This window comes from Bacillus ndiopicus (assembly GCF_000612805.1).
In the GTDB taxonomy this organism is placed as follows: Bacteria; Bacillota; Bacilli; order Bacillales_A; family Planococcaceae; genus Metasolibacillus; species Metasolibacillus ndiopicus.
In genome coordinates this window covers 527,424-541,554 of record NZ_HG964405.1, presented here as the reverse complement: position 1 = coordinate 541,554, position 14,131 = coordinate 527,424, and the positions used below count along the sequence as shown (strand labels likewise).

Genomic DNA, 14,131 nt, shown 5'->3' with positions numbered 1-14,131 from the left:
ATATTGCTTTAAACTCATTTTAGGCTTATATTTGGCTTATCACAAGAAAAGGACGTGACTTAAATGTTACAACAACAAACAATTGACATTATTAAAGCGACTGTACCTGCACTTCAAGAGCATGGTTTAACAATCACAAAAACGTTCTATCAAAACATGTTCCGTGACAACCCAGAATTATTAAACATTTTCAACCATACGAATCAACAACAAGGTCGTCAGCAAACGGCTTTAGCAAATACGGTTTTAGCAGCAGCAATGCATATCGATAATTTACAAGCAATCGTACCAACAGTTATTCAAATCGCACATAAACACCGCAGTTTAGGCGTTTTACCAGAGCACTATCCAATCGTTGGTGAAAACCTATTAAAAGCGATTAAAGAAGTATTAGGCGATGCAGCAACTGAGGATATCATTAATGCATGGGCACAAGCTTACGGCGTAATCGCAGATATTTTCATCCAAGTGGAAGAGGATTTATTTAAAGAAGCTGAGCAAAATGGAGGCTGGCGTTTATTCAAGCCATTCAAAATTGTGCGCACTGAAGTCGAAAGTGAATTAGTTACTTCCTTCTATTTAGCACCAGTTGATGGTCAAACATTACCACCATATAAAGCAGGTCAATATATTACATTGCGCATGCAAGTACCTGGTGAAAAATATTTAATGAATCGTCAATACACAGTTTCTGAAGCGAATAACCAAAACGAATACCGCATTTCTGTAAAACGCGAAGAAGATCCAAACGGTATTGTCTCAAACTACCTACACTCAGGCTATGAGCAAGGTACAGAAATCGATGTAAGTGCTCCAGCTGGCGTATTCACATTAGACGATAGCGACGCACCTGTATTATTCGTAAGTGGTGGTATCGGTGTAACACCATTAAATAGTATGCTACAAACAATTGAAGAGCGTGATGTAGCATTCCTACAATGTGCACGTAACAAGGATGTCGCTGCATTTACAGAAACGATTTCTGCAAAAGTAGAAGAAATCGGTGGTACTTACAAAGCACTTTACTCTGATGTAGAAGGCTTTGTAACGAAAGAACAGCTTGAAGGTCTATTAAAAGAAGATAGCAAAGTGTACCTATGTGGTCCTGCGCCATTTATGTCTCACATTATCAACATTTTACGTGACTTAAAGGTTCCAGAAGAAAACGTCAACTACGAATTCTTCGGCCCAGCAATGGCGGTTTAATTCACCTAAAAAAGCACAGAGCGCGCTCTGTGCTTTTCTTATTGAAATGTTGATAAATACTAAAAATTATAGGAAACCCCTAATTAATTGGGCTTCCTCAATTACCTAGATTATTGTTTAACAAACTGGTTAATGTAACCGTAAACTCATATTTACGAAAAGTTATACAATCTTGAAATTTTCCAACTCAAGTCTGTCTAACCAATTATGAACTAATGTGTTAAATACATCAGTTTGTTCGATTTGCAGGTTGTGACCAGCCATATCAAGGGCTGCAAAAGTTGCCCTTGGATAATCTTCAATTAGTCGCCACGCATCGTGGTATCCGACTATATTGTCCTGACGTCCAGTGATAATTAGCGAGGGATACTCAAGTTTAGATGAAATATCGAAGGTAAAGCCATACCCATTTTGACGAATTTGGTTTACGAATTCATAGTTTGTTTGTTTAGAAGGAAGCAAAATTTCATTTCGAAACCTCTCCCATTCAGTTTGACCTTGTACTACCCCCATGGAGCAAAATGCATCAGCCTCTTCTGGAGACAAATTTGATATCAAGTTGCTGTCTCTTTTTAGAACAGTCTGCTGTGGTACTACCCTTTCATCGTATTCTGGTATAATTAAGGGTGCCATCAGTAGCAATCCACGAACCATGTCCTGACGTGAACTGACTATACCTCTGGCAATGTATCCTCCATATGAATTACCACAAACAATAAACTGTTGATCAGGGATAATCTTGTCCAAAAGACGCAGTATCGCTTCTAAAATATCATCAGAGTTCTGAATAGACGGTTGTGACTTCGAATGCCCCATCCCCGGTAAGTCTATGTATATTCTCTTCCAATCGCTTCGTTTCTCGAATAACGGTTCCATTGCATTTAACATCACTTGATGATCAAGTGTCCAACCATGCAACATAACAATGGGATATCCATCTCCAATTATTTTATAGTAAATCGACATGTATTTGTTCCCCCTTTCCCTGTATACCAGATGTAGCGAGTAATAAACAGACGCTAAATAACAATAAAATTTCCCTCAACATGAGCCACCTCTTCACGCAGGCGTGTAAATCTCCACCCCATTTTGCATTTCGCTTCGTGCATAGCCCTCTTCGACTAAATAATCAAGTTGTCCTAGTGTTTCTGATAACGTTAAACCAGGCTGCTTGGCGTATGTTTTGCCAAATAAGGCTTTTGTTAAATCGTATACATTATTATGCTCAGCCATTAGCTGTAAAACATACATGGCGCGGTCATGCTGTCTTGTTAGACGCTCAGTTACAAGTGGTTTAATCGTTGTGACAGCTTCGCCATGTCCTGTATATAATGTTGAGATATCCATTTGCTGTAATTTTTTTAGTGATGCATTGTATTGCAGCAATGATTTTGGTCGCTCTCCTTGTAAGTCAACTGGTGGCTCTACTAGCGGATTGCTTGATACTTTTTCAAGCAGTAAATCTCCACCGATTGCCTCTCCTGTGTGTTCTTTGGCAAAAATAAAATGGCTTTGCGCATGACCTAAAGTTTCATATGCAATTAATCCTGGATGCCCCGGTATTTCATCACCATCGTTTATAAATTGCGTTAACGGACGAGTTCCAAATAATTCGAGCTCCTCCCTTGCATCAAGAATGCGGGCAATATCTTCTTGCGGCACATTTTCTTGCTCCAGTTGCTCACGATAAAAATTCTCACGATATTGTAAAAAATCCGTTGTTTGACGCATCCAATAATCTACGTAGCGATGACCAAGCACAGTTGCATTCGGAAATGCATCAACCCAGCCTGCATGATCTGGATGATGATGTGTTAATACAACTTGCTCAATATCTTGCATATCATACCCTGCTTCACGTATGCCGCGTTGCAATGCCTTATATGCCTCTTCTGTTTTCGGCCCTGCATCAAATAATGTTAGGGCATCCCCTTTCACTAAAAATGCATTGACATCGCCAATCGCATAAGGTGTTGGTAGTACAATTTTATGTATGTTCATTGATAATTCCCCCAAAAAATGAATAGCTATTCATTACATTTTACATCTTTTTGAACAATTCGTCACGTAAAAGGTTGACATTCCCAGTAGACCTTCATATAATTTGAGTATTCTAAATATTAGAGCATTGACAAAGCCAAGTAAATAAATAAATGGTGTCTAGAGAGTGCCACATTTGGTGTAAGTGGCATCCCCGCTTTATTTATTGAACCTACTTTCGAGCTCGTTATGCAAAACATAACCGTTGCCCTTTGCGTTAAAAGGCGAAGTGGCACATTTTGAATGTGAACTAAGGTGGTACCGCGGAAACTATAGCGTTTTCGTCCTTATTTTTAAGGACGGGAGCGCTTTTTATTTTGATTGGACGTCCGCATTTTCAAATTTTAAAGGAGGAGATTAAGATGGAAAGAATTGCATTTATCGGCGCAGGCTCTATGGCTGAAGCCATTATTAAAGGCTGGATTGATAAAAATTGCATTGCGAATGAGCATTTATTTATTACGAATAAATCTGATCAGGATCGTTTAGAAACATTACAGCAAGCATATGGAGTGCAAATTTTACCGAATAAATCAATGCTACATGACATGGATTGCATCGTCTTAGCGATGAAGCCAAAAGATGCGAAGGAAGCGATGATTGCAATTGCTCCATTTTTAAATAAAAAGACGGTTGTCTTCTCAGTGCTAGCAGGCATTTCGATTGCAACGATTAGAAGCTTTTTAGGTAACCGCCCTATCGCCCGCACGATGCCTAATACTTCTGCAACGATTGGCATGTCAGCTAGCGGTGTAGCGTTTAATGAGCTTGTTGATGAGCAGCTACGCACTACTTGCCTAACGATGCTACAAGCAATTGGCACTGTCGTTGAGGTGGAGGAAGATCAATTGCATGCCGTAACTGCTTTTTCAGGTAGTGGTCCTGCCTATATTTATTATTTACTAGAGGCATTTGAAAACGTCGCAGCTGAAGTTGGCCTGCAGCAAGATGTTGTGCGTACATTAATGGTGCAAACACTTGCAGGCTCTGCCGCAATGTTGCAAACTGGTAATGAGGAGCCAGCAACGCTTCGTCGTAAAGTAACGAGTCCTGGCGGCACGACAGAGGCGGGATTACGCGCACTTGAGCAGCATGAGGTGACAGCAGCAATAGCAGCTTGTGTGAAAAGCGCAGAGGCACGTTCAAGAGAGCTAGCACAAGGTATTTAGGAGGTATTTCATCGTGGTAAAACTTTTTGACAGCTACACAATCAGAGAAATTACATTAAAAAACCGTATCGTTATGGCACCAATGTGTACGTATGAGGCGAAAGAGGATGGTGAGGTACAGCCTTTCCATTTAACACATTACGGCTCACGTGCAGTCGGCGGTGTCGGCCTAATTATTACGGAAGCAACAGCTGTTTTACCTGAAGGTCGCATTTCTTCGAACGATCTCGGTATTTGGGATAATCATCATATTGAGGGACAAAGTAAAATTGTTGCACAAGCACATGCCTATGGCGCAAAAGCAGCAATTCAATTAGCACATGCTGGCCGTAAATCAACAGTTGATGGTCGTGTTGTGGCATCTTCAGCACTTGCTTTCAGCGAAAATTACCGTACACCAGAGGAAATGACATTAGAAGATATCGAAACTGTTGTGCAAGCATTTGCTGGTGCGGCAATCCGCGCACAACAAGCAGGTTTTGATGTGCTAGAAATCCATGCTGCACATGGCTATTTAGTCAATACTTTTTTATCACCATTGACGAATAAAAGAACAGATGATTACGGAGGTAGTGCTGAAAACCGCTATCGTCTATTACGCAATATTATTGATGCGATTCGCTTAAAATGGGATGGACCATTATTCGTACGTGTATCAGCGCATGATTATACAGAGGGAGGTCTAGTACCAGAAGACTTCATACAGTTTGCTCGTTGGATGGCGACACAAGGTGTTGATGTTATCGATGTATCATCTGGTGCCGTTGTACCTGCAACGATTAATGCCTACCCTCTTTATCAAGTACCTTTTGCAAAAACGATTAAAGAGGGAGCAAATGTTGCGGTTGGTACGGTTGGTTTAATTACAACAGGGCAAGAGGCGGAACAAGTATTGCAGGAGGATAGTGCTGATTTAATTATTATCGGGCGCGAATTGCTGCGTGACCCGTATTTCCCTTATCGCGCGGCACAGCAGCTAGGTGTTACATTAGAGCCGACTGTAGAGGTTTATAAAAGAGCGTGGTAAGAAAATTATTCTTGTTCGCTATGCTTTTAATCGTTACAGGTTGCTCTGCACCAGTAGAGGTTGAACAAGAGGACATTGCAACGGTGGAAACGATTGCTGAACCAGCACTTGATGAGCTACTGCAAGATGAGCGCTATGTTCGACAAGTGTACGGTGAGCTTTTCACGGCCAATTCTCCCGATGAGCTTGAAAGCATTTTAGCCAAACAGCTCACACAGTTTGACCAGCAAATTGGGCTTATTTATAAAGGACCAAACCTTTTATCCGAAGATGTAGAAGCACTTCTACAAAAATTAAGAATTCATCATGATATGATTGGTGGCACTCTATTTTATTATGAATTTGCCATCATTCCTATTGAGCAAGGGCTGTTTCTTGACCTGTTTTCGCGCTTCACAACGAACAAAATCGAAATGGCGAGCATCTTACCAAAGCGTGATGCCCTACTTGCCTCGCTACAGCTTGAAAGCAAATCAGAAAGGGAAAAGCTTGAAGCCATTCATCGTGCCGTCATTGAAGGCATGGATTATAATTTCAAAGATGACGACCTTGTTACCAACCACTCCCCATCAGGCTTTTTCCTTTATGGTAGTGGCGTTTGCCAAGCCTATGCGTCCGCCATGCATATGCTATTGGTGGAGGCGGGGCTTGAGGCAAAATTAGTATATGGTGAGCTGAAATCCGCGATTGAAAATGATAGTAAGCATATGTGGAACTTAGTCAATATCGATGGCAAATGGCGACATGTCGATGCCACATCGAATGATCGCGGCGCAGGCATTGACAATCAAGTAAGCACAGTTTATTTTATGTTAACAGATGAGCAGTTGAGTTCTACGCATATTTGGGAGCAAGGGGATTACCCAAAGGCGGATTAAAAAACACAGGCGGCAATTCATTGGCCTGTGTTTTTTTACATTTTTATAAAACTCCTGCACGAATGCGCTTGACAATCGAATATGTTGTATAGCCTGCCATTGGTGCAAGCACACAAGCAATAATTACCCATGTCATTAATGCCTCTGCCTCATGCAATGCGGCATAGTTTGTCGCAATAAAAACGACTATACCGAGTAATAATATGTAGCTTAAAACGTTTGGGAAAATAACGAGTAAGCGTAGTACTGCTGGGTTCATTTTTGGTGGGTTCATGTTGTTCCCCTCTTTCTTTTCAATGATTACTACAATTGTTGGAACTGTTTATTTTTCAATTCAAATCGGGCATAATCATCTGCCATATATGTTGCTGGAAATACATCACGCGCTTGCTTTAATAGTTGCGTAATGTCGTTCGGCAAAAAGCGTGCGCTTATATGATTTAAAATTAAATTTTTAGCGGATGCTTCCTTTGCTACTGTCGCGGCTTCGACATTTGTAGCATGCCCATAGCTTGCAGCTAAATTTTCTGTTTCCGCATCGAATGTTGCTTCATGCACAACGATATCCGCTCCTTGCGCTAAATGAATTGCATTTTCACAGAATTTTGTATCCCCTAAAATCGTGACAATGAAACCTTCCTTTGCCGGTGCAGTCACGTCCTCGCTATAAACTGTTTCCCCATTTTCAAGCAGTACGCTCTCTCCTTGCTTTAACCTTCCAAGTAAAGGACCTTTCGGCACACCAAGAGCAAGTGCTTTCTCGATTAATAGTTCTCCCGCTAATGCTTTTTGCTCGATGCGATAGCCAAAACAAGGAATAACATGTGCTAGTGGCATTGTGTACACAGTAAATTGCTCGTCTTCAAAAACAATACCTTCTGTCACTTCTACATATTCAATAGGATATGTTAAATGTGTTCCTGTTAAAGTTAGCGTCATTTCCACCCATGTTTGTAAGCCTGCTGGACCGTAAATTGTTAAAGTGCCCTCTCCTCCTAAAAAAGAGCGAGAGCTTAGTAAACCTGGTAAGCCAAAGATATGATCACCATGTAGATGGGTAATAAATATTTTTTCAATTTTGCGTGGCTTAATGGTTGTATGGAGTATTTGATGCTGTGTCGCTTCTCCACAATCGAATAGCCATATCGTACCTCGCTCTTCAAGTAGCTTCAAAGCAATTGCGCTAGTATTGCGTTCCTTTGAAGGCATACCTGCACCTGTTCCTAAAAAATGCAGCTCCAAATCGTTCGCCTCCTTGTCTAAATTTAATAATAGTCTACCTAGCTAAAGCGGTGGTGATTTCCGCTGAATCACATCAAAATCATCTAAAAAATCTTTGCTAAAGCTTGTATTCGCTTGATATTTTCCTTGTACAGGTGCTGTAAGACCGCGCTTTACAGCACCTTTACCAAATTTTCGTTCAAGCTGCTGCATAAGTTCGACGATTGGCTCATCCTTAATTTGTTCTTCAAGGTCAAATAAACCAAGCTGCTGGGTAACATGCTGCTGATCTGTTACATTCGATACGGTGACACCGAGCAAACGAACAGGTGATTCATCCCAATGCTTCATAAATAATGCCCAGGCAATTTCGAAAATCTCTGTCTCATTTGCTATTGCATTTTTCACTGATTTACTTCTTGTTTGATTATGCCAATCTGCATCTCGAATATAAATGGTCACAGTTGTTCCTGCGAGTCGCTTTGCTTTCAGACGTTCGGCTACTTTTGCGCTAAGCTGCTTCATAATCATTTGCAAAGCTTTGTAATCCGTTTCATCACGTGGTAATGTGGTAGAATTGCCAACGCTTTTCGTATCATAAATCGAATCTGGGTCAACCTGTCGATTATCTTGTCCATTTGCACGTGCTTTTAAGCGCTCGCCATTAATACCAAGTAACTGACGAATTTTATGCTCCTCCACCTTGGCAAGCTGCTCAATTGTTGTAATACCTATCGTCGCAAGCTTATTAGCTGTTTTTTTACCAACGCCATGCATTGCAATAACAGGTAATGGCCAAAGCTTTTCTGCAATATCACGTTTACGTAAAACCGTAATACCCATAGGCTTTTTCATATCAGAGGCTGTTTTCGCTAAAAATTTATTTGGCGCAACACCGAGTGAGCATGGAAGCAGTAGCTCTGAATAGATACGCTGCTGAATTTCCTTAACAATTTCCATCGCATGGCGATTCGTACATAGGTCGCTAATATCAATATAGCTTTCATCAATTGAAACAGGCTCAACAAGCTCCGTATATTCGCGCAATAGCTGAAAAAATTGCTTGGAGGCGTGGCGATAGCGCTCAAAATTCGGCGGTAAAATAAAGAGCTGCGGGCACAGCTTTTTTGCCTCATGCACAGTCATCGTCGTTTTCACTCCAAAAGCACGTGCCTCATAGGAGCAAGTAATAATTATTCCCCGGCGCTCTTTCGGATTCCCTGCAATCGCAATTGGCTTCCCTTTCAAGCTTGGATCAAAAACCTGTTCAACAGAAGCGTAAAAACAATTCATATCGATATGTACAATAACACGACCTGCCATCTACCACACCTCCCTTTTTCTCTATTATACGCAAAATTATAAAATGCGAACAGTTATTCTTACAAGAAAAAGGATTTTCCAAAATAAAAATTGTCTGGAAAGCAGTGCGCTAGCCTGCTTTTCAGACAACCCTACATCATTAGTTATTACTGGAAGTTGAGCTAACAGCTACAATAGTAGTTGTTGCCAAAATTGCATATTGCATTTGAAGAAGTAATTCAATCGAAACGACTGATAATAATTCGTTTGTACCGAGTGTACTAGTCGGTAAATATTGCTGCACCGCAATGGCAAACGCTTGCTCTTTATACCATTTTAAATATTTTTGATTTTTAAATAGTTCATAAAGGTCAATCAACTGCTGTAGCTGCTCATCATTAATTTGCGCCAACGCTAAAAATCCTAGCTGAATATAAAGCGCTGGACGCATCTTAATTTTCGCTTGCTCTAATTGTTGTCTAATTGCGACGATATAAGGAACGATTTGCTTATTGTATTCAATACTTGCCATCGTTAAAATTTGTGACAATGCTTGAAGCTCATTGCCTTGGTAAAATTTACTTGCTTTCAGCTCATCATAGTAACGACGCATTGTATCAGCGCGCTGTTCGATATCTGCATCATCTAAAGCAAACAAAACTGCAATGGGTACATCCTCATAGGAAGTTAAAAATATATGTTTTTTACGCATTTCACGATACATCATCTGCGCTCGTTCTGCCTGCTGCTCTTTATTTTCGCTCGTTAAAAATAGTGCTGCAATTGTTGTAAAAGATGTGTTCGAGAATTTTGCGTTGCGTAAAATCTCTGTATTGCTTAATAATTCGCGAATCGCTCCCTCTTTATTAGCCTCGCTAGCAATTTGCATTGCATAAACATACTGTACTAAAGAATTTGTCCGCAATGTTGAAAAGAAGCCAGTTTCCTTTTTTATCACTGCAATAGCGTCTTGTAATTCATCGATGTTCACCTCTTGCTGCCTGGCTGTATAATACGATGCCATAAGCAAAACAATCGGCTTTCCAGTAGTCCACCCTGCGAATTTTTCAATTTTTTTATAATTTTGTTCAAAAAGTTGAATTATTTGTTCCATAGCAAGCACCTTCCTTTATCTAGCTATACGTAGAAAAGTGCTTAAAGGATTCATTTTTTTCTTTCTTCAACGGTACCAAATGGATGCACTGGTGGAGCATAAATAGAAAATAGCTTTAATGGCCGCTGTCCGATATTAATAACATTATGCCATTTGCCAGCTGGCACAAAAATCGCATCACCAGGATTTACAACTCGTTCTACCTCTGAATAATCCCTACGATCACCTAGACGGACATAACCTTGCCCTTCCTCTATATATATAAATTGATCAGTAGCGGGATGGCGCTCCATGCCGATATCCTCTCCAACACGAATATTCATTAGTGTTGTTTGCAAATGCTTCCCTGTCCAAATAGCTCTACGAAATGCGTTATTGCGTATTGTTGCATTTTGCAAATTTACAACATATGGATGTCTACCATAATCTCGCATTGATGAACTTTCTTCTGGGCGCTGCCAGTTCCACGGGAAATTCGGCAGCATTGGATGCTGTGGTAGCATTTGCTGTTGTGGAAACATTTGCTGTTGTGGCAACATTGGTTGATATGGATATTGTTGCATCGGTGTTTGTGCATAATAATAACCGTCATAATACACTTTTTTAGCCCCCTCTTATTTATAAGCTCGACATATGCTATGCAAAAATATGCGCAAATGTCCCAAAACCAAAAAGGACTACTTGTTTTGCAAGCAGCCCCCTATCCATTATTTAATTTTCATCATTTTTACTATACCAATAATCATAATGACAAAAAGCAATACGAGCAGCACAATTAAAGTGGCTGAACCAAGCAATAATTTTCCCTGCTTAGCAATCGTCACAATTTCATAGGTAATATATGCAAAAGTAAGACTACATGTGTTTTTCATATAGTTTAATAATTTTTTACTAGTTTTATAAAACTGTTCGACATTAGATTCATTTATACGTTCGGGATAGTTATGTAAGTGCGGCTTTCTTTCTACTATTTGTAACATAATGAATAGACCAATACCAATAAGTGGCATAATAAGCATTTCATATTTCGAGCCCCAACGATCGATTTCACCAGCTCCATTAAAATGCATAGGCACTTGCGCTGGTAAGCTCGTCCAATTCAAAGCGATAAATAAAATCGAAAATAATATCGCTGCTATTCCAATCATATCAGCCATTTTCTCAGCCATCGATTTTGGAAAATTGATTTTTGGTCGATACGGTTCATTTAACATATTCATATCACACTTTCTATTGTTTCTTACCTTTTATACTGTGCGAGGCATCAAAAAGTTTCAGGAAATTGAACATTGACAAAAAAGCTGATGCACATGCGCATCAGCTTTATTAAAGTTAATCCTCTTTGGCGTCTTCCAGCATTTTATGCATATAGGCAATAATTTCGCGAATTCCTTCTAAGGAGTCTACTAATATTTTCGGGTCGACACATGTAATCATGCGATTTTCTAGATTGGCAACCGCTGTGAAATATTTTGTTTTCGCATAATTTACAAGACCAAGTTGCTGTATTTCATTATCACTAAAATCTAAAATTTCCTTCGCATCTGATACCACAAGCCCATAGTTAACAACATCTGTATTAAGTACAATCATTCGCACTAAATCCCCTGTACTTGGTGTGTCGTATAAAATTCGCTGGAAATCGATAACAGGTATTAATTCACCTCGAATCCGCGTGAAGCCTAATAAATAGTTTGGCAAATGAGGAATAGGTGTAATTTGCTCAAGCTTTTCAATTGATACAACTTGTTCAACTGGTGCTGCATATTCTTCATTACCACAGCCGAAAACGACAGATTTACGAAAGTCCATTATTTGCCCTCCCTTATTTTACCGTTTGTTTCACAACTTCTAGTAATAAATTTGCGAGCTTCTCTAATTCAGAAATTGGCATGCGCTCATTTGTCGTATGAATTTCTTCATAACCAACTGCAAAATTCACTGTTGGAATACCAAAGCCTGAAATAACGTTTGCATCACTTCCGCCACCTGACGCAAATAACTTTGGTTCCTCACCGATTGCACGAACTGCTGCTGTTGCCACTTGTACAACTTTATCTTCCTCCGTTACACGGAAGCCCGGGTACATTAAAAGAATTTCTACTTCCGCACGACCGCCAAGTTCGGCTGCAACGCGCTCAAATGTTTCTTTCATATGCGCTGTTTGAGCGTTTAATTTCTCTTCTACGATTGAACGTGCTTCCGCTAAAATTGATACCTCATCACAAACGATATTCGTTGCCTTACCACCTTCAAAGCGCCCAATATTTGCTGTTGTCTCAAAATCTAAGCGGCCTAGCTTCATTTGTGCTACTGCCTTTGCTGCAATCGTAATTGCAGAAATACCCTTTTCTGGCGCTACACCAGCATGTGCTGATTTACCAATGATTTTCGCTTTAATTTTCGCTTGGAATGGCGCTGCTGTAACAATATCCCCAACTTTTCCAGTACTATCTACTGCGAAGCCATATTTTGCAATAATATGTTCAGGATTTAGTTCCTTTGCTCCAACTAAGCCGCTTTCTTCACCTGCTGTAATAATAAATTGAATCGTGCCATGCTCAATATTTTCTTCCTTTAAGCGGCGTGCCATTTCAAATAGTGCTGCAATGCCTGCTTTATCATCTGCACCTAAAATCGTCGTACCGTCCGAATAAATATAGCCATCTTCGCGCACTTCAGGTCGAATGCCCACACCAGGCACTACCGTATCCATATGACATGTAAAATAAATAGGCTCTACGTCCGCAGTCCCTTGCAATGTCGCAATAATATTGCCTGCTGCGTGACCGTTTCGCGTATGTGCATCATCTTGCAATACATCAAAGCCTAATTCTTGTAATTTTGCTACTAAAACGGGTGCAATCTTCTCCTCATGCTTTGTTTCAGAATCGATTTGCACTAGTTCTAAAAATTCATTTACTAAACGACTGTTCATAGTTGAAAACTCCTTGTTATGTAGGTTGTAATTGAAAATTCACACTAATGCTATTGTACGCCTCGAAGATTAGAAAAACAATGATTCGTCGTTTATCAAAAAAATATTTTCACGTTGCAGTGCAAGAGCCTTTTCTTTTTCCAATAAATATTCTAGCTTATTTTCAAGCATTAGCTGTGTGTTTGCGACATCATCCTGTACACGCGATAGCTGCTCAATTGAAGTAGCGATTTTGGAATGAATCGACCAAGCAGAAAAAATATCATCAAAGAAATAATCCGCAAACTTAACAAAGCCATCCATTTCCACTGTAAATGCTTTATGCTGCATATTTTGCACATCAAGCAGTTCGTTATGATAACGCTGTAGCGCCATTTGTGCTTTATGAATATAAGCCTCTGAATGGCTTAGCTTTTCATGCTTCATTGCTGTTGCAATCAGACCACCGCCTAAAAACGTATCCCATGTTGAGTAGTTTTTAGCTTTTAATAAGCATTCAACTGCATCCATTAAAGCGCGCATCGCCTCTTTGCCCGCTTCTTGCGCTTCAACAATTTCTGTTTTCAATTGTTTTACGTATAGTTCCTGCTCAAGTATATCGTTTAATTTTTCTGCCAGCTTCGGTGCATGCTGCATGAGCCAAAGCTCTTTTTTTCTAGTCAATTGTTCTAATTTCTGTAAAATCTTCGACTTATCTGTAACCTTTAATTTCTCGCTTAATGCATCTAAATCCTGCTGTAAATCCTCCTGCATAAGCTGGCTTTCAATTAATTTCAATTCCTTTGTTGCAACGACACCAAATTGTTCCTCGAGCGTTTCATCGTATTTCCCTGTCCATTTTCGAAATAACTGTATAAAAGAAAAATGATCAAGCTTATTTAACCGCTTTCTAGCCTCGAATAATTGGGCTTCATAGCTCTCAATCTCTCGCTTCACGCGGCGGATTTGCTGCTCAATCGCTTGTTTTTGCTTCGTTAATTTTTCAATTGCTAATAAGTCCAATTGATAATCTGTATATTGTTGCTGTAATTCTTTCCACTCCATTTCCATCCCTCCTTCCTTAATTTTACCATACTTATATCGTGCTTTTGTGAGGAAGTTGCTAATAGAATCGTGAAAGTCGCTGATATCTTAGCTTAACCCGCTGATATATTTGAAAAGTCGCTGATATCCTAGCTTAACCCTTCGTTTACTTAACCCGCTGATATATTTGAAAAGTCGCCGATATCCTAGCTT

At 39.9% G+C, this 14,131-nt stretch carries 15 protein-coding genes and 1 other annotated feature; of the genes, 4 read left to right on the top strand and 11 right to left on the bottom strand.

The features are described 5' to 3' along the window. Positions 1 to 63: 63 nt before the first annotated feature. Positions 64 to 1,206: an NO-inducible flavohemoprotein gene (hmpA, locus tag TY13_RS10780; RefSeq protein ID WP_042475393.1), complete on the top strand. Its 1,143-nt coding sequence runs from the start codon at positions 64 to 66 to the stop codon at positions 1,204 to 1,206. A gap of 162 nt (positions 1,207 to 1,368) precedes the next feature. Here the strand turns inward: hmpA and TY13_RS10775 are convergent, their stop codons facing one another. Next, positions 1,369 to 2,172 carry an alpha/beta fold hydrolase gene (locus tag TY13_RS10775; protein ID WP_042475391.1) on the bottom strand — a complete coding sequence of 268 codons (804 nt, stop codon included), beginning with the start codon at positions 2,170 to 2,172 and terminating at the stop codon, positions 1,369 to 1,371. 93 nt (positions 2,173 to 2,265) lie between these two features. Next, complete coding sequence (locus tag TY13_RS10770; RefSeq protein WP_042475388.1) at positions 2,266 to 3,207, bottom strand: MBL fold metallo-hydrolase; 942 nt, start codon at positions 3,205 to 3,207, stop codon at positions 2,266 to 2,268. Between the two features lie 118 nt (positions 3,208 to 3,325). Further along, positions 3,326 to 3,538: a binding site (T-box leader), on the top strand. 70 nt (positions 3,539 to 3,608) lie between these two features. Here TY13_RS10770 and proC point away from each other — a divergent pair. From proC to TY13_RS19835, 3 genes are read left to right on the top strand one after another with little or no spacing between them, the layout of a single operon-like run. Then, entirely contained in the window at positions 3,609 to 4,415 is an 807-nt protein-coding gene (gene proC, locus TY13_RS10765) for a pyrroline-5-carboxylate reductase (protein WP_042475385.1), read from the top strand. A gap of 13 nt (positions 4,416 to 4,428) precedes the next feature. Continuing rightward, on the top strand, positions 4,429 to 5,442 hold the full coding sequence (namA, locus tag TY13_RS10760; RefSeq protein WP_042475383.1) for an NADPH dehydrogenase NamA: 1,014 nt from the start codon (positions 4,429 to 4,431) through the stop codon (positions 5,440 to 5,442). Beyond that, a complete protein-coding gene (locus TY13_RS19835) occupies positions 5,436 to 6,320 on the top strand; it encodes a transglutaminase domain-containing protein (protein WP_052344308.1) in 885 nt (294 codons plus the stop codon). Before namA ends, TY13_RS19835 begins: the two co-directional genes overlap by 7 nt. Positions 6,321 to 6,363: 43 nt before the next feature. On the opposite strand, the gene TY13_RS10750 is transcribed toward TY13_RS19835, so the two are convergent. The 9 genes from TY13_RS10750 to TY13_RS10710 all read right to left on the bottom strand — a co-directional run bounded on the left by TY13_RS10750 (position 6,364) and on the right by TY13_RS10710 (position 13,939). Beyond that, positions 6,364 to 6,594 carry a hypothetical protein gene (locus TY13_RS10750; RefSeq protein WP_042475380.1) on the bottom strand — a complete coding sequence of 77 codons (231 nt, stop codon included), beginning with the start codon at positions 6,592 to 6,594 and terminating at the stop codon, positions 6,364 to 6,366. Positions 6,595 to 6,623: 29 nt separating this feature from the next. Next, positions 6,624 to 7,562, bottom strand: coding sequence for a ribonuclease Z (gene rnz, locus TY13_RS10745; RefSeq protein ID WP_042475377.1), 939 nt, complete (start codon positions 7,560 to 7,562; stop codon positions 6,624 to 6,626). Between the two features lie 42 nt (positions 7,563 to 7,604). Further along, on the bottom strand, positions 7,605 to 8,864 hold the full coding sequence (locus TY13_RS10740; RefSeq protein WP_042475373.1) for a DNA polymerase IV: 1,260 nt from the start codon (positions 8,862 to 8,864) through the stop codon (positions 7,605 to 7,607). Between the two features lie 139 nt (positions 8,865 to 9,003). After that, positions 9,004 to 9,957 (bottom strand): DUF4003 family protein, encoded by a 954-nt coding sequence (locus TY13_RS10735; protein WP_042475371.1) that lies wholly within the window; start codon positions 9,955 to 9,957, stop codon positions 9,004 to 9,006. Between the two features lie 50 nt (positions 9,958 to 10,007). Beyond that, on the bottom strand, positions 10,008 to 10,520 hold the full coding sequence (locus TY13_RS10730; protein WP_042475890.1) for a cupin domain-containing protein: 513 nt from the start codon (positions 10,518 to 10,520) through the stop codon (positions 10,008 to 10,010). Between the two features lie 144 nt (positions 10,521 to 10,664). Next, positions 10,665 to 11,177, bottom strand: coding sequence for a DUF1648 domain-containing protein (locus tag TY13_RS10725; RefSeq protein ID WP_052344306.1), 513 nt, complete (start codon positions 11,175 to 11,177; stop codon positions 10,665 to 10,667). Between the two features lie 112 nt (positions 11,178 to 11,289). Continuing rightward, entirely contained in the window at positions 11,290 to 11,769 is a 480-nt protein-coding gene (locus tag TY13_RS10720) for a chemotaxis protein CheW (protein ID WP_042475368.1), read from the bottom strand. A gap of 13 nt (positions 11,770 to 11,782) precedes the next feature. Further along, positions 11,783 to 12,895, bottom strand: coding sequence for a M20/M25/M40 family metallo-hydrolase (locus TY13_RS10715; protein ID WP_042475365.1), 1,113 nt, complete (start codon positions 12,893 to 12,895; stop codon positions 11,783 to 11,785). A 69-nt stretch (positions 12,896 to 12,964) separates the two neighbouring features. Continuing rightward, on the bottom strand, positions 12,965 to 13,939 hold the full coding sequence (locus TY13_RS10710; protein WP_042475364.1) for a hypothetical protein: 975 nt from the start codon (positions 13,937 to 13,939) through the stop codon (positions 12,965 to 12,967). Between the last annotated feature and the right edge of the window lie 192 nt (positions 13,940 to 14,131).

Bases quoted from the DNA above. Each gene is read 5' to 3' on its own strand.
- hmpA (WP_042475393.1), top strand. From the start codon at position 64: ATGTTACAACAACAAACAATTGACATTATTAAAGCGACTGTACCTGCA.
- TY13_RS10775 (WP_042475391.1), bottom strand. From the start codon at position 2,172: ATGTCGATTTACTATAAAATAATTGGAGATGGATATCCCATTGTTATG.
- TY13_RS10770 (WP_042475388.1), bottom strand. From the start codon at position 3,207: ATGAACATACATAAAATTGTACTACCAACACCTTATGCGATTGGCGAT.
- proC (WP_042475385.1), top strand. From the start codon at position 3,609: ATGGAAAGAATTGCATTTATCGGCGCAGGCTCTATGGCTGAAGCCATT.
- TY13_RS10750 (WP_042475380.1), bottom strand. From the start codon at position 6,594: ATGAACCCACCAAAAATGAACCCAGCAGTACTACGCTTACTCGTTATT.
- TY13_RS10740 (WP_042475373.1), bottom strand. From the start codon at position 8,864: ATGGCAGGTCGTGTTATTGTACATATCGATATGAATTGTTTTTACGCT.
- TY13_RS10735 (WP_042475371.1), bottom strand. From the start codon at position 9,957: ATGGAACAAATAATTCAACTTTTTGAACAAAATTATAAAAAAATTGAA.
- TY13_RS10730 (WP_042475890.1), bottom strand. From the start codon at position 10,520: ATGCAACAATATCCATATCAACCAATGTTGCCACAACAGCAAATGTTT.
- TY13_RS10725 (WP_052344306.1), bottom strand. From the start codon at position 11,177: ATGAATATGTTAAATGAACCGTATCGACCAAAAATCAATTTTCCAAAA.
- TY13_RS10720 (WP_042475368.1), bottom strand. From the start codon at position 11,769: ATGGACTTTCGTAAATCTGTCGTTTTCGGCTGTGGTAATGAAGAATAT.
- TY13_RS10715 (WP_042475365.1), bottom strand. From the start codon at position 12,895: ATGAACAGTCGTTTAGTAAATGAATTTTTAGAACTAGTGCAAATCGAT.
- TY13_RS10710 (WP_042475364.1), bottom strand. From the start codon at position 13,939: ATGGAGTGGAAAGAATTACAGCAACAATATACAGATTATCAATTGGAC.